The sequence below is a fragment of the Paenibacillus sp. cl123 genome, assembly GCF_900101595.1.
GTDB lineage: Bacteria > Bacillota > Bacilli > Paenibacillales > NBRC-103111 > Paenibacillus_G.
The window spans coordinates 50,191-71,418 of the sequence record NZ_FMYY01000011.1 but is presented as its reverse complement, the minus strand read 5'-3'; the positions used below and the strand labels follow the sequence as shown (position 1 = coordinate 71,418).

At 60.2% G+C, this 21,228-nt stretch carries 12 protein-coding genes; 6 read left to right on the top strand and 6 right to left on the bottom strand.

What is annotated here, in order from left to right:
• Window positions 1–30: 30 nt before the first annotated feature.
• Window positions 31–765, bottom strand: coding sequence for an oxygen-insensitive NADPH nitroreductase (gene nfsA / locus BLR08_RS17855; RefSeq protein ID WP_072335330.1), 735 nt, complete (start codon window positions 763–765; stop codon window positions 31–33).
• 224 nt (window positions 766–989) lie between these two features.
• Here nfsA and BLR08_RS17850 point away from each other — a divergent pair, with 224 nt between their 5' ends.
• Together BLR08_RS17850 and BLR08_RS17845 are read left to right on the top strand one after the other, a co-directional pair.
• Entirely contained in the window at window positions 990–9,140 is an 8,151-nt protein-coding gene (locus BLR08_RS17850) for an S-layer homology domain-containing protein (protein ID WP_090586311.1), read from the top strand.
• A 324-nt stretch (window positions 9,141–9,464) separates the two neighbouring features.
• Window positions 9,465–10,304: a DUF2935 domain-containing protein gene (locus tag BLR08_RS17845; RefSeq protein ID WP_083537552.1), complete on the top strand. Its 840-nt coding sequence runs from the start codon at window positions 9,465–9,467 to the stop codon at window positions 10,302–10,304.
• On the opposite strand, the gene BLR08_RS17840 is transcribed toward BLR08_RS17845, so the two are convergent.
• The 5 genes from BLR08_RS17840 to BLR08_RS17820 all read right to left on the bottom strand — a co-directional run bounded on the left by BLR08_RS17840 (window position 10,273) and on the right by BLR08_RS17820 (window position 15,420).
• Window positions 10,273–11,151: a polysaccharide deacetylase family protein gene (locus tag BLR08_RS17840; protein ID WP_072337920.1), complete on the bottom strand. Its 879-nt coding sequence runs from the start codon at window positions 11,149–11,151 to the stop codon at window positions 10,273–10,275. The genes BLR08_RS17845 and BLR08_RS17840 overlap by 32 nt on opposite strands.
• Window positions 11,152–11,300: 149 nt before the next feature.
• The gene (locus BLR08_RS17835; protein ID WP_072337919.1) at window positions 11,301–11,768 is read right to left on the bottom strand and encodes a RidA family protein; all 468 of its coding nucleotides are present in this window, start codon (window positions 11,766–11,768) and stop codon (window positions 11,301–11,303) included.
• Window positions 11,769–11,814: 46 nt separating this feature from the next.
• A complete protein-coding gene (locus tag BLR08_RS17830; protein WP_072337918.1) occupies window positions 11,815–13,422 on the bottom strand; it encodes an N-acyl-D-amino-acid deacylase family protein in 1,608 nt (535 codons plus the stop codon).
• Window positions 13,423–13,573: 151 nt separating this feature from the next.
• On the bottom strand, window positions 13,574–14,680 hold the full coding sequence (locus tag BLR08_RS17825) for an alanine racemase (RefSeq protein ID WP_072337917.1): 1,107 nt from the start codon (window positions 14,678–14,680) through the stop codon (window positions 13,574–13,576).
• 89 nt (window positions 14,681–14,769) lie between these two features.
• A complete protein-coding gene (locus BLR08_RS17820; RefSeq protein ID WP_072337916.1) occupies window positions 14,770–15,420 on the bottom strand; it encodes a helix-turn-helix transcriptional regulator in 651 nt (216 codons plus the stop codon).
• Window positions 15,421–15,634: 214 nt separating this feature from the next.
• Here BLR08_RS17820 and BLR08_RS17815 point away from each other — a divergent pair, with 214 nt between their 5' ends.
• The 4 genes from BLR08_RS17815 (at window position 15,635) to BLR08_RS17800 (ending at window position 21,096) form a co-directional block, all read left to right on the top strand.
• Window positions 15,635–17,410 carry a sensor histidine kinase gene (locus BLR08_RS17815; protein ID WP_072337915.1) on the top strand — a complete coding sequence of 592 codons (1,776 nt, stop codon included), beginning with the start codon at window positions 15,635–15,637 and terminating at the stop codon, window positions 17,408–17,410.
• Entirely contained in the window at window positions 17,407–18,960 is a 1,554-nt protein-coding gene (locus BLR08_RS17810; protein ID WP_072337914.1) for a response regulator transcription factor, read from the top strand. Before BLR08_RS17815 ends, BLR08_RS17810 begins: the two co-directional genes overlap by 4 nt.
• A gap of 184 nt (window positions 18,961–19,144) precedes the next feature.
• Window positions 19,145–20,203, top strand: coding sequence for a Gfo/Idh/MocA family protein (locus tag BLR08_RS17805; RefSeq protein ID WP_072337913.1), 1,059 nt, complete (start codon window positions 19,145–19,147; stop codon window positions 20,201–20,203).
• A 17-nt stretch (window positions 20,204–20,220) separates the two neighbouring features.
• Window positions 20,221–21,096 (top strand): sugar phosphate isomerase/epimerase family protein, encoded by an 876-nt coding sequence (locus BLR08_RS17800; protein ID WP_072337912.1) that lies wholly within the window; start codon window positions 20,221–20,223, stop codon window positions 21,094–21,096.
• Window positions 21,097–21,228 lie beyond the last annotated feature (132 nt).

The window sequence follows — 21,228 nt, the reverse complement described above, 5'->3', positions numbered from 1 at the left end:
AATGCCGCACGAGGCCGCTGCTGCGCCAGCTTAGTTCAGCTTGAACCCGCGGGCTTCCAGGAAAGCTTTCATATGGGCCCGGACAGGCTTCTTGTACTTGTCCGCAATGCCCCGCGACCAGGTGGTGAGCGTTTTCCCCTGTGTTCTTTCCTTATAGTAATTATGCATGATGCGATCATACTCGTCGAGTCCGGACTTCATAGCCTCTTCGTCATAAGCATCCCAATGCAGCACACCGGCTTGTGGAAGCCGCGGGCGATGAGACGGCTCTTGGTCCGGCGTGCCGATGCACAGGCCGAACACCGGATAGACGAGCTGAGGAAGCTTCAGCAGACGGCTGACTTCTTCAGCTGAATTGCGTATGCCCCCGATGTAGCAAATGCCAAGTCCGAGCGATTCGGCGGCCACAGCGGCATTTTGCGCGGCGAGCGCGGCGTCGACGGTGGCGACGAGGAAGCTTTCTGTATTCGTGTGAAAGGGCTCACGATGCCTCAAGGTCGCTTCCTGCAACCGCTGCAGATCCGCGCAGAAGACGATGAACAGCCCGCAGTCCGCCACGTAGCTCTGGTTCCCCGCCAGCTCGGCCAGCTTGCTTCGGATGCCGGCGTCGCGGATGGCGATCAGACTGTAAGCTTGTACATTGCTGGAGCTGGACGCCATCTGAGCGGAACTCACAATCGCATCGATCTGCTCGGAAGTGAGCGGCACAGGCTTGAACTTGCGGATGGAGCGATGGCGCTGGAGCAATTCGATCACAGTATTCATACAGCGTTATAACCCCCAATTGTCAGTTGTACCCATTTTACCGAGCAGCTTTTGCCGAGTCAAACGGGGCGGGGCCGAATGGGGGCGGCAGAGGGAAAATGTCACCAAAATGACAGCAAAAAATGACAAATCTTGTGACATGCTTAGTCGGGTAGGCGCTTACGCCTCTTCTATGACTGCGGCTATACTATGTCGGAGCAATCAGGATGAGGAGGTAGGCATGGATGGTCAGTACATGGTTAAAGCGGAAGATGCCGCTGCTGCTGGCGGCAGCTCTGGCGGCGCAGCCTGCTGGTTCGGTCGGAGCGGCGGATGCGCCGGCTGCGACGGTCAGGAGCGAAGGGAGAGAGGCAGACAGCAGCATAGAAAGCTGGAAGGATCCGCTGCCCTCGTGGGCTTCTCTCGAGATAGCGGAGCTGGCGGGGGAAGGCATCGTAGGCGGCTATGAAGACGGAACTTTCCAGCCGGAGAGAAGCGTAACCCGAGCGGAATTTACGGCGATGATGAATCGTCTGGCCGCCAAGCTGCCTCAGGCAGGGAGGGGAGACGGGAAAGAGCCGTCCTTTACGGATATCGGGGAGGAGTGGTATGCAAGCGAAGTCAAACAAGCGGCCCGTCTGGGGCTGGTAGAGGGAGACGAAGCAGGGGCGTTCCGGCCGCAGGCGGCGTTGAACCGGCAGGAAACGGCCGTGATGCTGGCGCGGCTGACCGGCCGAAAGGCGGACCAAGAGGCAGGCTTCACCGACAGCGGCCGGATTCCGGCATGGGCGGCCCCCTCTATAGCGGCTCTCCATGAAGCGGGTATCCTCCAAGGCTACGAAGACGGAGCATTCCGCGGCGAGAAAAATTTGACCCGCGCGGAGGCGGCCGTCACGCTGCATCGCGTCTGGAAGCTGCTTAAAGAGCCGCAGACGGCCAAGCCGCTTGCAGTCGCCGTAACGTCAGCGGACGGGAAGCCGCTTGCGGATGCAGCCGTCCGGGTGCATGCCCGAGGGAAGCGCGCTCCGCTCGCGGGAGGGAAGACGGATCGCGGAGGAGGTTATACGCTTTCCGGGCTCGGGCTGGCCGGGGGCGAATATGATATTTATGCCGTCAGCGACGGCATTGCCGGCTATCGGGGCGTTCGTTGGACGCCAGGCGCGGATTCGTACTCTATCGTCGCGGACAAAGCGGCCGTGTTGCAAGGCAAGCTGACGGGGGCCGACGGCAAGGCGGCCGACGGGGTGGTGCTGGCATTTACGACGAATCCGACCTACTACGCGATAACGGAAAATGATGGCTCCTTCACGGCGTATGTCGCCCCGGAGAGCGTCTACCGGCTGTCGTTTATCTCGGATGCGGGTATTCGGGCGGCAGCAGCGAAGGCCGGGCGCGCGGACTTGACCCTGCTGCATACGCAGCAGGCGATACAAGCGCTGTCGCTGCTGGACGGAGAAGCGAAGACAACGGACGCCTGTGAGTGCTTACGCACGGATGCGGCCGACACTTACAGGTCGCCCAAGGCGGGAGAGAAGCTGGACCTGGGGCATATACGGTTGGATGGCAGGACAGCAGGGACAGGCGGCGGCGGAGGCTCGGGCGGTTCGGATGGCGGAACGGGGACGGAAACCCCGGATCGAACGCCTCCCGCAGCTCCGGCCGACTTGAACGCACGGCGAGGAGACGGCATGATCGCGCTGAGCTGGAGGGCAGGCGGCGAAACCGATTTGGCCGGTTACAGGCTCTATCAGCGGGAAGCGGGCGCAGATTTCTGGGGCGCCGGTACCGATGTGTTGCTGGCGACGACCTATTCTGTGACGGGTCTGACTAATGGCAAGACCTACGAGTTCGCAGTGACGGCTTATGACAAAAGCGGCAATGAATCTGTGAAATCGGAGATTGTCCGGGCCATGCCGGAGGCGGGCAATCCGCCGCCGGATATAACGCCCCCGGCGGTTCCAAGCGGGCTGAGGACGGAACCCGGGGACGGGCGGATGACGCTGGAATGGACGGCGAACACCGAGGACGACCTGGCCGGCTACCGGGTTTACTGGCGGGCGCCGGGAGGACCGGCATGGAGCGAAGCCGATAAGCACGGGCGCGAGAGCGGATATACGGTAGCGGGCCTGACGAACGGCGCATTGTATGAATTCACCATCGCGGCGTATGACACAAGCGGCAACCTTTCCGCGAAGTCGGCGATCGTCAGCGCGACGCCGCTCAGCGGGGAACAGCCGGATACGACGCCGCCTGCCGTGCCTGCAGGACTGGCAGCCGCCGCTCAAGACGGCCGGGTGGCGCTGAGCTGGACGGCGAACGCCGAACCCGATCTGGCCGGCTATCGCGTGTATGTGCGCGAAGCGGCGGCAGGCTCATGGGGGCCGGCCCAAGAGGCGGGCAAGACCGCCTTTTATACGGCGGCCGGACTGACAAACGGCACGGCCTATGAGCTGGCCGTGACCGCCTATGACGAGAGCGGCAACGAGTCGGCGAAGTCCGAGGCGGTACAGGCGACGCCGACCGGCGGCGGAGGCAACCTGCCGCCCGATCCGGGCAGCGTAGCGACGGAGGTGCCGGCGTCGGGCCAAGCGAGCTTCCAGGAACTGACGGACTTCCTGTACACGGGGCCGAACCCGATTCAGACGGGCGTACAGCCGGGCGCGATCGAAGCGGAACGCGCAGGCGTGCTGAGAGGGCGCGTGCTGGACACGGCCCAGGCGCCGGTAGGCGGCGTGCGCATCACGGTGCTGGATCATCCGGAGTGGGGCCAGACGCTGAGCCGGGCGGACGGGATGTTCGACCTGGCGGTCAACGGAGACGGGATCTGGACGCTGCAGTATGAGAAGGACGGCTATATGACCGTGCAGCGGAAGAAGCAGGCGACGCCGGGGGATTACGAGCATCTGGAGGATGTGGTGCTGACGGCGTACGACAGCAAGGTGACGCAGGTGCAGCTGGAGAACAGCACGGAGATCCAGGTCGCGCAGGGAACGCCGGTGACGGACGAGGACGGAAGCCGCCAGTCGACGGTGCTGTTCCCGGCAGGGACGACGGCGACGATGAAGCTGCCGGACGGGACGGAGCAGCCGCTGCCGAGCATCAGCTTCCGCTCGACGGAATATACGGCAGGGCCGGAAGGACCGAAGGCGATGCCGGGCGAGCTGCCGCCGTATGTGGCGTACACGTATGCGGTGGAGCTGTCGGCGGACGAAGCGGTGCAGGCGGGGGCGACAGAGGTGACGTTCGACCGGGAGGTGTACCATTACCTGGATAACTTCATCGGCTTCCCGGCCGGGGAAACGGTGCCGAATGCGTACTACGACCGGGAGAAGGGACGCTGGATCGCGTCGCCGAACGGCAAGGTAATCGGGATCGTCTCGGAGACGAACGGTCTGGCCGCGATCGATGCGAACGGAGACGGAGCGGCGGACAGCGCGGAGCAGCTGGCGGAGCTGGGCGTTACGGAGGAAGAGCAGCGGAAGCTGGCGGAGCTGTATGAGCCTGGGAAGACGCTGTGGCGGGTGCCGATCACGCACTTCACGCCGTATGATCACAACTGGCCGTACGGTCCTCCCGGAGACGCCGAATCGCCGCCGGACCGGGAGCCTAGGGAGAAACGGAAGAAGGAAGACGATCCGTGCAAGAAGAAGGGCTCGATCATCGGCTGCCAGAATCAGACGCTAGGACAACAGATCCCGATCGCGGGAACGCCGTATATGCTGAACTACATGACCGAGCGGGAGGAAGGCTACAAAGCGAAGTCGACGCTGGAGATTCCGGTGAGCGACGACAAGCCGCTGCCGGCTTCGCTGCTAAGGATGAACGTGAGCATCCAGATCGGAGGCAAGCTGCACCGGGCGAGCTTCGCCCCGGCTTCGAACAAGACGTATACGTTCGAGTGGGACGGAAAGGACGCCTACGGCCGCGAGCTGATAGGCTCCCATCCGTATACGGTCAACGTGGACTACGTATACAAAGCGCAGTATTATCCGGCGTCCGCTGACTTCGAGAACAGCTTCGGCCGCATCTCGGCTGCCCCGTCCGTCGTGATCTCGGGTCTGCGGAGCACTTCCGAGATCCGTGTAGGCCAAAGCTGGAACGGCGTGCTGGAAAGTCCGCGCAACCCGTACGCGGCTGCCGGCGTTGCAGGCTGGAGCCTTGATCCGCATCATATCTACGATGACGGCACAAGAAGACTGCTGCTGGGAGACGGCACGACGCAAACCAAAAATATGTCACTGCGGGACGAAGTGGACTTCACCGGCAAGACGGGCGGGGGCAGCTTCTCGCTCGAAGAGTATACCATCGACTACCATACGATGACGACCGGCATGAATGGGTGGATCTATTATTCTGCAGTCAACTTCTTTAAGCAGAGCAGAGTGATTGCAGGACTCGACCCGAAAGGAAAAGTAGTCAAAGTGGCGGATGTTCCGCTGTCCAACGGGAACGTCATCGCGGTTGACGCCCAGGGAACGATCTATAGCTACGATTCGGGCAAATACCAGCTGCTTCGCAAAACGAAGGGGCAGACCAGCTGGGAGGTTATTGCAGGCACGGGGAGAGGGGGGCCGACGACCCCGCTGCCGGATGGAGCGGAGGCCAAGAGTGTAGCGCTGGCAGGTATCGACGAGCTGGCGGCAAGTCCAGACGGCTCTGTTTACTTCACGTCTACCCCTATCCGTCCGGGCGACCGTAATCTGGTTCCCAATCGGACCACCCTCTACAAAATTGGCCCGGACGGCATCCTTCAACAGCTTGGCGATCATATGGCTAAAGGCAAGGATAGCGGTCCCGGCGACAAAGCGGGCATCGGCGCGGTCGAGCAGATCCGGATGGGAAGCGACGGCTCTCTGTATATGTCCGATACGACGGCCGGCACACTTTGGTACGATTACCGCACTTACACGAGAGTGCGCAAGCTAAGCCCAGACGGCACCTTGTCCCGGGTGGCGGGCGTGCTGCTCGATGAGCCTGGAAGCAAGCCGGCCGCTCACGGTATGAAAGCAACGGAAGCTGAGTTCTACTTCGTTTCCAATACGGTGTTCAGCGGATTTAGCAGGTTTTTCCTGGACGCGCGGGACCGCGTCTATTTCAGGACCGGCGACCGGAGTGTTTACCGTGTAGCGCAAGACGGCCTTCTTGAGAAGCTGGAGAATCCGTCATGGGTCTCGGAACAGGCAACGTATAAGTTTGATCTGATTGCCGTTACCGCTGACGGCGGACATATTGTTGTAACAATGAATAATGAACATCATATCCACTATTTCTTGGTGAGCGAATCTCAAAGCTTGGTTGCGACTCCTGACGAAGGCGGCCAGGTGGTCTACGAGTTCAAGCCCGAAGATAGAGCACATGTCCAGACGACGGATGCTCTAACAGAGACTGTATTGACCAAGCTGAATTATGACGAAGAAGGCCGTCTGGTGCGGATTACCGACCGGAGTGCCAACAGCGTAAAGATTGAGCGGGATGACGCCGGCAAGCCGATGGCGATTGTCGGAGCAGGTGGCCAGCGAACGGTGCTGACGACGGATGAGCAGGGCCGTCTGATTGCGGTCACAAGTCCGGCCGGCGAGACATACCGGATGACATACGATGCCGGGGGACTGATGAAAACCTTCGTCAACCCGCTGAATCAGACCAGCCGTTACGATTACGACGAAGACGGCTTGCTGATCCGTGCCGAGAATGGGGCCGGAGGCCTGCAGACGCTGAGCCGCACAGATACGGCCGATGGGACGACGGTCACCTTTACCGATGCGGAAGGCCGTTCGACCGTGTACGAAACGAAACGGATCGAAGGTGGTGTGCAGCGCACGACGACCGACCCGGACGGCGCGCGTCTGGTGGCCACGGTGCGGCCGGGCAGCGAGCGGATCGAGCTTCCGGACGGAAGCGTCATGACGAAGACGATGACAGGCGATCCGCGCTGGGATATGGATGTGCCGGTCATGAAGGAGGCGACGCTGACACAGCCTAACGGCAAGAAAGCAACCTTCAACGAAACGCGCGCTGTGGAAATGCAAGAGGACGGCAGCTTGAAATCGTTGATGCATACGCACCAGACAGGTTATTCCGTCACCGAGATGAAATATGACGCCGAATCTCGGAAACTGACCGAGACGGGTCCTGACGGGTTGAAGCAGGTTTTCTCTTACAATGCGGAAGGCCGGGTGGTCCAGGTGGAATGGCCGGGCCAGCAGCTTGCTTCGATCGTATATACGTATGACGAGAAGGGAAGGCTCTCCCAAGCAACGCGCGGAGAACAGCTAGCCAAGTACACGTATGACGAGCGTAACAGGCTCACGGCATTGACGGACGCGGCTGGTCGTTCGCAGACATTCGCTTATGACGAAGCCGACCGGTTGATTTCCTCCACAACACCGGGCGGCAAAGTATACGGCAATTCCTATGACGAGCTTGGCCAGCTGGCCGGTCTGACTATGCCGGACGGTACGGCCTACAAGCAAAGCTATAATGACCTGGGCCAATTTGCCGGCTTTGGGGCAGCAGAGTCCCCGAGCTGGATCAGCCTGGAGCATGGCGACGGAGGCTTGTTGGAGCGGTCAACGCTGCGCAGCGGCCGCCAGATCGATTATGTGTACGATGCGGCCGGCGGCAAGCGGATCACAGGCATGAATGATGCGGATATTCGCCGCACGTTCGAATATGCGGACAATACGGACCGGGCCAAGAAGCTGGAGAGCGTCGGCGTGGCTCCCGGATCGCTGCCGCAAGTCAACGAGTATGCGTATGTCGGCGATCTGGCGAGCAAGCAGACGATCACGGGCAAGGCCAAAGGCGTCTATGATTATTCGTACGACGAATTGGCCAATCTGAAGAGAATCCAGACCGCCGTCACGAGAATGGTCTATGGCGTGTCGCAGACCGCTCACGTGACGACCGATCTGGACTGGGATGCCGCCAACCGGCTGGTCAAGTACGGACCGTTTACGTTCGACCGGAGCGGACCGAACGGAAGCGTGGCCGGGATGCAGGACGGCAAGCTGCAGGTGACGCAGACGTACGACGAGCTGGGCCGTCAGAAGGAACGGATCTATACGCTGGGCGGGCGGGAAGTATACCGCACCCGGCCCTTATACGACCTGAGCGGCAGCGTCACGAGCCTGACGGTCACGACGCCGGAAGGAACGGAGACGATCCTCTATACCTTCGATCTTGACGGACAGCTGACGCATGTGCAGCGCAGCGGTCCGGGAGGCGCGACGGAGGAAGCGTACGAATACGATGTGAACAAAAACCGGATTGCCCGGGAGGTCACGGGTTCGGAGCGAATGACGAGCAGCTACGGACCGCATGATATGCTGGCGGCTGTAGGCGGAACGGCGTACAGCTTCGACGAAGACGGTTATCTCCGTCAGCGCGGCGCGGATACGTTCCAGTACGGAGCTCGCGGGGAACTGCTGACGGCTACCGTATCCGGAGCTACCTACAAGTACGCGTATGACGCGCTGGGAAGACGAACGTACCGGGAGGACGGAGCCGGTAAGTTTATCCAGTATTTGTACGGTGACCCGACAGCGCTGCAGCTGGTGACAAGCACGGTGAACGAAAACGGGGAGCTGACGAATTACCTGTACGACCAAGACGGTCTGCTGCTCGGGCTGGAGCGCAACAACGTCCGTTATTATGTGATTACAGACGGCGTAGGGACGCCGCAGCAGGTGCTGGATGCTCAGGGGCAGGTCGTGAAACGGCTGACGTACGACAGCTACGGGGGCGTGCTGGCGGATTCGAATCCGGGATTCGCGCTGCCGATCGGGTATGCGGGCGGACTGGAGGACCGGGGAGCGGGACTCATAAGATTCGGCGCCCGGGATCTGGATACGCTGTCGGGCCGATGGACGGCGCGCGATCCGATCCTGTTCGAGAGCGGCCAGGCCAATCTGTACGCCTACGTCAACAATAACCCGGTGCAGTACCGCGACCCGTGCGGAACGCTGTGCGTCGGGGCCACCGCTTATAACGGATTAGGCGGAGGAGGCCGCGTCTGCATTACGGATGAAGGCTTTTCCTCCTGCCTGGAGGCGGGCTTCGGCATAGGGAAAAGCATAGAAATCACTCCAGTAGAAGGGCTCACCAGCGACGGGCTGTCGATTGAGGCGACCGCCAAAATTGTCAAAGGGCCCATATCTCTGACGGCAGGACTCAAGATAAAGGACCGGTGGGAAGGCGGCTGCTTAGAACTCTCGCCAATCGGCAAGCTGGACGTGGGTCCGTTCAGGGTGGATCTGACCGACCCGCTGGAAAAGTCGGGGCTGAAAGCCAATCCTGATAATATCGGCAGAGGCAAAAGTATTCTCGACCTCTTCAAGCCGAGTACCGCCGAGCTGGCCTTGAAGGCGAAGGGCTGCAAGTCTTATAAGTGGTAAACCGCTCGAACCCGCAGCCGAACTGCCGTGGACTTCAGTCCGTTTGAAGCTGGACTCGGCTGCCGGATTCGGCAACAAAAGGCCGCTTTTCTTCCCTGGACGGGGAGGAGGAGCGGCTTAGTCGTTTCGTACTGCTGCATATCCGGCAAAAGACGGGCATCGATCCCGGATCAGCCGGGTTTCATACAGCCTGAGGCGGGCGCTTGAGACGCATAGCCCTTCCGTATCGGCGTCTACCAGCCCGGCTTGGGGCATATACCTGAATGGTGGCGAAGATCATTCATGCGATCCGGTCGGTTAGTCGGACAAAGGAGGGCGCAGACGTTGAAGGGTAGCGCAACTATCACCGTATGGCAGGAGCATTTGTTTTGGCTGGAGATTCTGCAGGATCATGCGATTTTTGTCCGGGACCATCTGTCGGCCGAACGGGCCGATGAGGTGAAAGAGGCGGAGCGGTACGTGCAGCTGTTCGGAGGCTTGATCCGGGAGCTGGAGGGACTTGACCCTGCCGCAGGGCCGGGAGAAGCGGGGCTGATGAACTTCGCGCGCAGAGCTTGGCCGGTGGCGGTCGGCTATTATCGATTCGAGGGGACTATCCAGAGCCTTCGGGTGCAGAACGAGCTGATGATCGATCTCTCGCCGACTTATTTCAACGGGACACTCAATGAAAATGCAGAGTATCTGCGGCTGCTCTCCTCGTATGTCCGGGGAGAGCAGCCGGAGGAGCTGCCTCTATGGTCGCTGCTCGACCTATGGCTGGAGGATCAGCTTGGTCATGCCGTGCTGCTGCGCAATGTTCTGGACCCGATCGAGGTCGGGGTGATTCGCCAGACGGATGCGTACATTGCTATGTTCCAAGGCTTTATTCTTCAAAACCATCATATCCGGGGCTACTTGCGGTTCGCGCCTCCCGGCATTCCCCGCCAGCAGCAGCTTGCAAGCGAGGTGGGCCGCGTTTCTTTGGAGATGAATGCGTTCATCCGGGAGGTCATCGAGAAGTACAAAGGCAGGAAAGTCATGAACCGGACGACGCTTCGGTTCCTCCAGCATCATTTACCGGAGACCTGTTATTTCATCCGCAAGCTGAGCCATTATGCTCCCGAGCTGTCGGAATCCGCCGCCGCCTGTTCGATCAGACGCCTTCCGGCTTATGGGGACGTGTAACGCGCTCGATGCGCAGCTGAATCGACTTGTCCAGAAACTCCGGTTCGATGCCGGGATGTCCGGCATTGATGCGGGGGATGGCCATAGAGTCGCTGCTCCGGGTCGCCATGCCGCTGACAATCGTGAAGGCGTAGCGGAAGCCGGACTCGCGAATATAGGACTGGACGGCGGCGTTATGCAGCCCGTACGGATAGGCGTATGTCTGCGGGGCGACAGGGTCTCCATATAAGTCTTGTATCGTGCGGGCGCATGATTCGCTGTCCTGGCGGATGCGGGCCGCATAGTCCTGATCGGATTCGGCAGTTCCCGCCGAGGTCTGCAGCCGTCCGGACAAGGCGCTTTCATGTCCCGCTTTGTAATGCAGCTCGTGCGTATGGCACTGTATGTCGAACATGCCGGGGCGGTAAGCCAGCATCTCGCGGATTTGCTCCTTCTTGAGCGCGGGGATCGACGGCAGGTCGGGATTCTCGAGATCCTTGGTGATGGCAAAGTTGACGGCCGGCACATCCAGTTCCTTCAGGATCGGGTACGCGCCCGTATAGAAGCTGCGGTAGCCGTCGTCGAACGTGACGAACACCGCTTTCTCCGGGACGCTGTCCCCCTGATAATAGCGGATAAGCTCCTGCATCGTGATGAAATGATAGCCTTGCTGCTTCAAATAGGAAAGCTGCCTGCGGAACAGATCGGTGCTGACGGTGCTCGAGCTCTCGGCGTCATCCGCTACATGATGATACATCAATACGGCTACCTGATCTCGGTACGTTCCCGAGGAAGCCGGCAGCCAAGGCTGCAGCGTGCCGATCAGCATCAGCGCGGCAAGCAAGCCGAATAAAAGCGGACGGGTCATGGCATAATCTCCTTCGGGCCCGGCTGGGGCCTATAGACAGTTATAACGATTTTACACCGAAATTTCAAGATAGCCCGCCCCTATGCCGGATGAAGCTGGCATAAGAGCGGGCTTGTTGGTTTAGTCAAACGTTTCGGAAGGAACCGGTGTTAGTCGCGGATTTCTACGATAATCTCGATTTCCACCGGCGTATGGAACGGCAGATCGCTTGTTCCGATCGCGGAGCGGGCATGCCGGCCGTTTTCCCCGAACACATCGACCAGCAGGTTCGACGCGCCGTTCATGACATAAGGCTGATCGCCGAAGCCCGGGGCGCTGTTGACGAAGCCGAGCAGCTTGACGATTTTGACGACGCGGTCGAGGTCGCCGAGATATCCCTTGAGCACGGCGAGGCAGTTGATAATGACCTGGCGCGCCGCTTCCTGCCCCTGCTCGATCGTGAGGTCGCTGCCGACCTTGCCTTCATAGATCAATACGCCGTTGGCGTCACGGGCATCCTGGCCCGACAAATAGAGCAGGTTGCCTGTACGGTTGGCGGGAATATAGGTGAAGCGCGGCTCCGGTGAAGGAGGGAGAACGATACCGAGTTCTTCGAGACGTTTTTCAATAACAGCCATGCTTATCCAACCTCCAAGTTAAGTGAATGATATGCGCCTTGGCGCTTTAGTGATGATGACAGCAGGTTGACGCGCGTATCAGGCCGCCTTCGCGGGCGAGCGTATGGGCCGAATCGCTGAGCGTTTCTTTGCCCCCCACCCAGACATGGGAGATCCCTTCGGGATATTGGCGCGGCTCCTCGAAGGTGGCTTTGTCCTCGACCGTGTCCGGGTCAAACAGGGTAATATCCGCGATATAGCCGGGAACCAGCAGCCCCCGCTTGCCCAGCTTAAAACGCTGGACAGGGAAAGAGGTGACCTTGCGCACGGCCTGCTCCAGCGAGAGAACTCGCTGCTCCCGCACGTAGCGGGCGAATACGCGCGGGAAGGTGCCGTACAGGCGCGGATGCGGCTTGCCCGTCTCGCAGGTCAGACTGTCCGAGGCGATCAGCGACTTCTCATAGGCGACGACCTGTCTTACGTCCTCGTCGGACATATGGAAGTAGACGATCGAGATGCGGCCCTCTTCCTCCAGCAGCAGATCCATCATGCAGTCCACGGGATGCTGGCCGCGCAGCTCGGCAATCTCGGCGATCGAGCGGCCCTCCAGCGGACGGTTCGCTTCATTATGCATGGCGGCGATAACGACGCTCTGCCAGCCGGTGGAGAGAACCAGGTTATCCCACGCGGTCTGCTCGTGTCCGAGCTCTTCCTTGATCCGCTTGCGCTGGGCGGGGTCCCGGAACAGCGCAAGCGTGCTCGTAATCCCGCCCTCCAGCGTCCATGGCGGCAGCACGGTTGTCAGCGTGGTGGAGCCGGCATGATACGGATACACATCGCATGTCACATCCATGCCTCTGGCGCGCGCGTCCTCGATCAGCTCGAGTGCTTCCAGCACCTTGCCCCAGTTGGCTTTCCCGGCTGCCTTCAGATGGCTGATATGCAGGGAAACGCCGGCCTGCTCGGCTATCCAGATGACCTCCTTGACCGAAGGGATCAGATTGTTGCCTTCTCCGCGGATGTGGGTGGAGAGGAGACCGTCGTACTTCGGCAGCACGGAGCAGAGGTCGGCCAGCTCGTCGCGGGCCGTATAGCTGCCGGGCGCATACAGCAGGCCGATGGATAAGCCGATCGCTCCGGCCCGCATGCCTTCCTCCAGCACCTGCTTCATCCTCTCCCGCTCGGCCGGGGTGGCCGGACGATTCTCGAAGCCCATCACGGAGATGCGCAGCGCCCCGTGCGCTACATACGTAGCCAGGTTCTCGGAGGGACCGCTGGCCGCCAGCTTATCCATATACTGGGCGACGGTCTCCCAGGGCCATTCCCAGGATGTGCGGCCCAGCACAGGCTGGACGTAGGTTCGGAGCAGCTCCGCCCGATCCTGCACATAAGGGGCGGGGGCAAGCCCGCAGTTGCCGACCACTTCGGTCGTAACGCCCTGCCGCAGCTTGATCTCGCTGTGCGGATGGTCGAAGATCATCAGGTCCGAGTGGCAGTGGCCGTCGATGAAGCCCGGCGCGATCACTTTGCCATGGGCCTGCACCGTTCTGGCGGCCTCCTGATCGATCCGCCCAACGGCCGCGATGCGTCCGTCTTTGACGCCCACATCGCCGAAAAACCAGGGGTTTCCGGTTCCGTCCACGACGCGGCCGTTGCGAATAATGAGATCCAACATGTAATAGCCCTCCCGAGGCAATGTAAGTCATGAGCAAGCGGATGATGTGACCATCGTTTATAAAAGGGATCGGCGGGGGACAGCTGTTGGGTCACACGCCGATCGGCCGGTAGAAGGCACAGAGCAAGGCAATCCCTCAGCCCAATGAGGGCTACTCGAGCTTGCCGCGGCCCAGCACGGTCTCCGGTTCGTATTTCCCGTCCCTCAGCATATACACCTGGTTGTGCAGGTTGACTGTGCTGCAGATGTGATTGGGAATAATATGCAAAATATCGCCGACGGCAAGCGGCGAGTGCTGCGCTTCGGGGCCGAGCCGCAGCATGCCGTGCTCCTCGGACAATCGCTCCAGCACCGCGTCGGGCAGCTCGGCGATATGGCCGAACCCGCGCAGCTGCAGCGGGTCGGTATTCGGCTGCACGTCGGTGGCGAACGTTTTGCTGCCGCCGTCGATGACAGCCAGATCGACCGAGGGCCGGCTGATGACCGTGACCCGGACGCGGCCGGCGCAGTCTTCCAGGCCGCAGACGCCAAGGCGTGCCTGCATCCGGTCCTGGAACACATAGGTTCCGGGACGCACCTCGGTCACGCCGGGGACGGCTGCCGCAAAGGCTGCCGTAGGCGTCGAGCCGACGCTGACGGCATCGATAGGCAGGCCGATCCCGCGCATTTGCCCGGCTAGCTCGGCCATCAGCCGCCCTTCCTCTTCGCCGGCGGCCTGCAGATCGAGCGTCGGCTTGCCGCCCATCAGCGCCCCGCGGAACGTGTAGATGCCGGTCAGGCGCAGCATGGCCAGGCTGTTGATGAAGCGGCCAAGCTCGAGCGCCTTCTCGTAGAGAACGCCGGTGCGGCGCAGGCCGGTATCGATCTCCAGCCGGACCTCCAGCCTGGTCCGCGCTGCCGCCGCCGCTTGCGCCAGCCGCAGCGCTCCTTCCCGGCTGTCGACGCCGACGATCAGCCGGATCTGCGCCGACAGCTTCAGCGCCCGCTCGATTTTGTCCGGCGTAACAAGCGGATAGGCGATGAAGATATCCTTCACGCCATGGGCGGCCATCACTTCCGCCTCGGATACTTTGGCTACGGTAATGCCGGCTGCTCCGGCCTCGATCTGCCGCAGGGCGATCCAGGGCATCTTATGCGTCTTCGCATGCGGCCGCAGCTGGACGCCGGCTTTGCGGGCCACCTCCGCCATCGCTGCAATGTTGCGCTCCATGACGGCCGAATCGATGACAACGCCGGGCGTTGAGGGCAATTGGTTCATGCTTCGTTCATCCTCCCGATCGGAATCTTTTAAGCTCGTTCCAACTCAGTTCTGGCTCAGTTCTGGCTCAGTTCTGGACCAGTTCTGGCTCAGTCCTTGTTCAGCTCTTGCTTGCTCTCCTCCAGGTAGCTGTATAACGTGTACTTGGAGATGTTCAGATAGCTGCCTATTTTCTCGCCGCCCTTCTTGATCAGGAAGGCGCCTTTGCGGTCCAGCAGCCGGACCATGTTGACCTTGTCTTCCTTGCTCATCAGCGCAACCGGCTTGCCGACTTGCTCCTGCGCCTCCTGAATCAGCGCATCCAGCAGCTCGCCGACGCTGGTGACGAACGATTCCCGGACGTCGGTCTGCAGATTCGTCATCGTCATCCCGTGAAGCGTTTTCTCGGCCATCATCAGCGAGGTGATGTCGAAGTTGATGCAGAGAGCGCCGATCGTCCGGCCTTCCTTGTCCTTCATGTAGATAGAGGTGGAGCGCAGCAGGCGGCCGTCCTTGGTCTGGGTGACGTAATTAAATTTGTTGCCGTCAACCCGTTCGCCCCGCAGCAGCTCGAGCCCCAGATTGGTGCCGGGGTCGCCGACCTTGCGTCCGGTCACATGTCCGTGCTCGATCGCGACGATCGTGCTGTCATACGGGCGGGTCAGGTCATGCAGAACGACCTCGCAGCATTCGCCGAACTGGGCGGCGATCCCTTTGATCAGATCCGTCATGAAAGTCCATTCGGCTTGAACCGATTCCACCGGATGCCCAACCTCCTTTAGCGCTGTCCGTGTTACCAATCGACCTTTACTCGAGAAGAGCACATAGGGATGGCACCAAGCCTTACGGAAAAATCGTATCACATTTTGAATACAAATCAAACAAAAAGTTTGTTTGCATTAAAAAAAGTATGATGGGGATGGCGAATATGCTACTATACAACTATTAGCATGCTTTACTATGGGAGGCGTTCCATTGAGACGCTGGCTGAATAAATCGTTAAAGCGCAAGCTGTCCCTTCTGCTGCTTGTCGCCGTCGTGCTGCCGCTGCTGGCAACGGGAGCCGTATCCTACCGGATCGCGCTGTCGCTCACAGAGGAGAAGGAGAAGCAGTCGGGGATGAACACGCTCCGCCAGGTGGCGGACAAGCTGGACTTCATGATCCGGGATGTGGAGAATATGTCGGTGTTTATTATCGGCCAGAAGGATATTCAACAGTATCTGGACAATGAACGGGCGGATATTTCGCTGTATACGCAAAACATCGGCTTTTTGACCAATCTGGTGTTTTCCAAGCCTTACATCTCCAACATTACGGTCACCTCCGCGTTTGATTACCCGTCGTTGTCGAACACGACGCTGCTCCATTCGGGGCTGTCCGCACAGCTGGAGGGCAAGGAGGACTACATGCGTAACAATCTGAAGTGGTGGACATCCCTGTACGAGAATCAGACGACATCCGACGGCTTGAAGCGCGTCGTCTCCCTTGTCCGGCCGATCCGCAACACGAGCAAATTTCAGCCGGTCGGCGCGCTGTCGATCAGTCTGGATGAGGCGGAGATCCGTAAAATTCTGCAAGCGTCGGGTTGGGAGAAAAAGGGATTCGTCCTGCTGATCGATCAGCAGGGGCATATCCTGTCCGGCGATTCGCCGGCATGGCTGAACCGGCCGCTGACGGAGCGGCTGCCGAACCTGGATGAACTGTCCGGCCGGGACGGCGTGTTCACCTACAGCGGCGAGGGCAAGGAGGACAACACCGTGCTGTACCATACCTTGTCAAGCTTGAACTGGAAGCTGGTCGGCGTGATCCCGACCCAGGTGTACACCGCGCAGAATCAATATGTGCTGACCGTCACGGCGTATGCGATCGGCATCGCCCTGCTGCTCGCCATCGCGCTGGTGCTGTCCTTCATCCAGTGGGTGACGCGTCCGCTCACCGGGCTGGCCAGCACGATGAAGGACATCAATCCCGATGAGGCGATTCCGACCTATAAAGTGAAAAGCGAGGACGAGGTCGGCCTGCTGGTGCACAGCTACAACAAGCTGAGCGACCGGATTCAGCGGTTGAAGGAGCAGGTGCAGCAGAGCGAGGCCAAGAAGAAGGAAGCCGATATTTTGGCGCTGCAGGCGCAGATCAATCCTCATTTTCTATACAACACGCTGTCGTCGATCCATTGGATTGCGCTGATGAACAAAGACAAGCAGATCGCGGAGATGGTCGGCGCGCTCAGCGATTTCCTCCGCTTCAGTCTGAACAAGGGAGAGGAGTTCTGCCCGGTTCAACAGGAGGTCGCCCACGCCCAGAATTACGCCTATATCATGTCGATCCGTTTCCAGGACAAGTTCGAGACGGCCTTCTACGTCGACCCGCAGCTGAATTCGCTTCCGATGCTGAAGCTGCTGCTGCAGCCGCTGATCGAGAACAGCATCATGCACGGCTTGCAGAAAAAGAAGGGAAAAGGCCGGCTTTATGTGCACGGCGAACGGAGCGGAGAGACGATGACCTTCGTCGTCGAAGACACCGGCATAGGGATGGATGAGGACAAGCTGCGCGAAATTCGCAGAAGCTTCGGCGGACTTGGGAATCCGGCGCCAGAGCCGGAGCGGGGACGCTCGGGATACGGCCTGCGCAATGTGCATCAGCGCCTGCAGCTGCACTACGGCAGCGAGACAGGCCTGCGCATCGAGAGCGAGCCGGGAGCGGGCACGCGGATTTCATTTACGATACCGATACTGGAGGAGTCCCCATGAGGATTATGATTGTTGACGACGAGGTCATTATCCGTACGGGCTTGTGCACGGTGATCGACTGGAAGGAGCTCGGGCTCGATCTGCTGCCGCCGGCCGAGTCCGCCGAGGAAGCGCTGGGGCGCATCCCGCAGGAGAAGCCGCATATTGTGCTCACGGATATCCGGATGCCCGGGATGGACGGGATCGAGCTGTCCAAGGCGATCAAGAAGCTTCTTCCCGAGACGGAGATCGTCATCTTGACCGGCTACGACGACTTCGCCTATGCCCAACAGGCGCTGCGCGAAGGCGTGACCGACTACCTGCTGAAGACGAGCGGCCCCGAGGAGATTATTAAGGCGGCGATGAAGGCGAAGCAAAATATTGCCGGCAAATGGGAAACGCTGCGCCAGGAGCAGGTGCAGAACGCCGCGCTGCGCAGCCAGCAGCTGGAGAAGCTGCTGGGCGGAGCTTCCGAGGATGAGGCGGCCCTGCAGACGGTAAGCCGCTGGATGCAGGAGAAAGGCGTCATAGGCGGAGAGCGGGATACTGGAGCGGGTGCGGAGCTGCATGTGCTGCTGGTTCAGGCCGGCGGCTGGGGCGAGGGCCGCTTCGCCAAGCTGCTGCTGGGCGCCGCCGAGAATATGCTCTCCGAGCTGCTGCCCTGCATCTCCCTGCTGAAGCAGGACCGGCTGCTGCTTGTGCTCGGCGGGGGCCCCGGCTTCGCCTGGCGCCGCAGGCTGGAGCAGTCGCTGCAGCGGCTGCGCGACACGCTCAAGTGTACGGTGTTCGGCGCTTTGGGCGGACCGGCCGCTTCGCTTGCCGAGCTTCACCGCTCCTGCCTGGAGGCGGAGGATATCGGCTCTTACCGGCTGCTGCTTGGCGAGCAAGGGCTGTTCGACATGGAGGATATCCGGCGGCGCACCGGCGGACGAACGGTCTGCTCGCAGAAGGAAGAGAGCGAGCTGGCCGCCATACTGATGAGCAATAACCTGACGCAGCTGCGCTATTATGCCAATGAGATCGTCCGCAGCCAGATGGACGAGCAGACGGCTACGCCCGCTTCCCTGCAGGCGTTCCTGCAGTCGGTCGTGATCGCGGGTCACCGCTGGCTGGAGCGCGCCAGGGGAGGAGGCTCAGGCGGGGTGGCCCAGGCAGGGACCGGATTTGCCCTGAACGCCTCCTCAAGACCGGAGGACGAGCTGTTCAAGCTGCTGTCTTCGCTGATGGCCGCCTTCCACGAGTCGATCTGCGACTCCCGCTATTCTTATGTTCACCGGGCGGTCGCTTACATCCGCGAGCATCTGGACCACCACCTGTCGCTGCAGGAGGTGGCCCGCTTCGTGCATCTGAACCCGAATCACTTCAGCGAGGTGTTCAAGAAGGAGACCGGGCAGAGTTATATCGAATTTGTGACGCAGGAGCGGATGCGCAAGGCGGCGGATATTCTCCAGAGCACCCAGCTGAAGATCAGCGAGGTAGCGGGGATGGTCGGCTACGAGGATATCAAGTACTTCGGGCAGCAATTCAAGCGCCATACCGGGCGGACGCCGTCGGAATTCCGGCAATCCTAAAAGAGCGAGTCCGGTGAGCGGAGGCCGAAAAGCCGGATTCTCTCCCCGATCGGCCGCAGGCCGCGCATGATTTACCGGATTTCTAAGCCGCTCGTCAGCAAATTGAGACATAAAGAGGGCAAATAAGCGTATTATCAATGGCCTAAGACGTATGTTACGATTTGGCTGGAGGAGGGATATACTTATGAGTAAATTAAAAATCGCCGTGATCGGCGCGGGCTCTATCTCATCGGCCCATTTGAATGCATATGCGAAAAATCCGGAAGTGGAAGTAGTGGCGATCTGCGACCTGGTCGAGGAGCGCGCGAAAAGCGCGGCTGATAAATATGGGGCAAGCAAGGTGTTCACGGACTACCGCGAGCTGCTGGCCGATCCTGAGATTGAGGCTGTCAGCATCTGCACCTGGAATAACACCCATGTGGAAATCAGCATCGCGGCGCTCGACGCCGGCAAGCATGTGCTGGTGGAGAAGCCGATGAGCACCGATATCGGCAAGGCCGAGGAGCTGCAGAAGGCCGTCCAGCGTTCGGGCAAGCTGCTCCAGGTCGGTTTTGTCCGCAGATACGGCGGCAGCGCGAAGGTGCTGAAGCAATTTATCGATGCCGGCGATCTGGGCGATATTTACTATGCGAAGGCATCCATTCTCAGACGTCTCGGCAATCCGGGCGGCTGGTTCTCCGACCGCGACCGCTCCGGCGGCGGACCGCTGATGGATATCGGCGTACATATCATCGATCTGTGCTGGTATATGATGGGCCGTCCGAAGGTGAAGTCGGTCTCCGGCAATACGTACAACAAGCTGGGCAACCGCGCGCATATCGAGAACCTGAGCTTCTACCGGGCGGCGGACTACGACGCTTCCAAAAATACGGTCGAGGATCTGGCCAACGCCTTGATCCGCTTCGAGAACGGCGCTTCGCTGTTCGTGGACGTCAGCTTCACCCTGCATCAGAAAAACACGGTTTCGTCCGTTAATATTTATGGCGATAAAGGCGGCGCGGAGATCGAACCCGACTTCGTCATCGCAACCGAAAAGCATAACACGATTTTGAACATTCAGCCGCAAATCGACTATCCGGGCTTCCACTTTGAGGAAGGGTTCCAGAATGAAATCAATCACTTCGTGAACTGCTGCCTCGGCCGGGCCGAGCTGATCAGTCCGGTGGAGGACGGCCTCGAGATTACGAAGATCCTGTGCGGCATCTACGAGTCCAGCGTCAAGGGCGAAGAGATTCAATTCTAGAAGCGGAGGTTGCAGACATGAAACTCACGAATAAAATCGGCGTGATCGTGGACAGCTTCCAGGTCGGCGTCCGTGAAGGCTTGAAGAAAGCGAAGGAGGTCGGAGCGGACGGCGTGCAGATTTATGCAGTCAGCGGCGAGATGGACCCGGCCAATCTGTCGGCGGATGCCCGCAAGGAATTGCGCGCGTATATCTCGGACCTCGGGCTGGAAATTTCGGCGCTGTGCGGCGACCTGGGGGGCCACGGCTTCCAGGATAAGCTGGCGAATCCGGAGAAGGTGGAGAAGTCCAAGCGCATCCTCGACCTGGCGCTGGATCTCGGCACGAACATTGTGACGACGCATATCGGCATCGTGCCGGATGATAAAAACGGCGAGGTGTATCACTCCCTGCAGACGGCTTGCGAAGAGCTGGGCCAATATGCCAAGAGCGTAGGCGCCTACTTCGCGATCGAGACCGGGCCGGAGAGATCCGCGCATCTCAAAAGCTTCCTCGACACGCTGAGCACAAACGGCGTATCCGTCAACTTCGACCCGGCCAATATGGTGATGGTTACCGGCGATGATCCGGTCGAGGGCGTATATATTTTGAAGGATTACATCGTGCATACGCATGTGAAGGACGGCATCCGCTTCCGCGAGGTCGACCCTCGCGAGGTGTACGGCGCCCTCGGCTTCGAGCCGATGGACCACGGCAAGATCGCGCAGATGGTCACCTCCGGCGAGATTTTCAAGGAAGTGCCGCTTGGCGAAGGCAAGGTAGCGTTCGACGCGTATTTCGCCGCGCTGCAAGAGATCGGCTACAAGGGCTATTTAACGATCGAGCGCGAGGTTGGTCAGCAGCCTGAAGCGGATATCCGCAAGGCGGTTGAATTTATTAAGCGGTATAAGTAGGTATAGGGATGGCGGCCGGACCGCCGCCCGTTCGTCGAAGGCCGTCAGGAGTCAAGCCGCTCCTGGCGGCTTTGGCGTTGCTCCGGGGACCAGGCATGGAGTACGAGGGCTTGACCAACAGCCATCCGAGAA

Bases quoted from the DNA above. Each gene is read 5' to 3' on its own strand.
- BLR08_RS17830 (WP_072337918.1), bottom strand. From the start codon at position 13,422: ATGTTGGATCTCATTATTCGCAACGGCCGCGTCGTGGACGGAACCGGA.
- BLR08_RS17800 (WP_072337912.1), top strand. From the start codon at position 20,221: ATGAAACTCACGAATAAAATCGGCGTGATCGTGGACAGCTTCCAGGTC.
- BLR08_RS17805 (WP_072337913.1), top strand. From the start codon at position 19,145: ATGAGTAAATTAAAAATCGCCGTGATCGGCGCGGGCTCTATCTCATCG.
- BLR08_RS17825 (WP_072337917.1), bottom strand. From the start codon at position 14,680: ATGAACCAATTGCCCTCAACGCCCGGCGTTGTCATCGATTCGGCCGTC.
- BLR08_RS17850 (WP_090586311.1), top strand. From the start codon at position 990: ATGGTCAGTACATGGTTAAAGCGGAAGATGCCGCTGCTGCTGGCGGCA.
- nfsA (WP_072335330.1), bottom strand. From the start codon at position 765: ATGAATACTGTGATCGAATTGCTCCAGCGCCATCGCTCCATCCGCAAG.
- BLR08_RS17840 (WP_072337920.1), bottom strand. From the start codon at position 11,151: ATGACCCGTCCGCTTTTATTCGGCTTGCTTGCCGCGCTGATGCTGATC.
- BLR08_RS17835 (WP_072337919.1), bottom strand. From the start codon at position 11,768: ATGGCTGTTATTGAAAAACGTCTCGAAGAACTCGGTATCGTTCTCCCT.
- BLR08_RS17810 (WP_072337914.1), top strand. From the start codon at position 17,407: ATGAGGATTATGATTGTTGACGACGAGGTCATTATCCGTACGGGCTTG.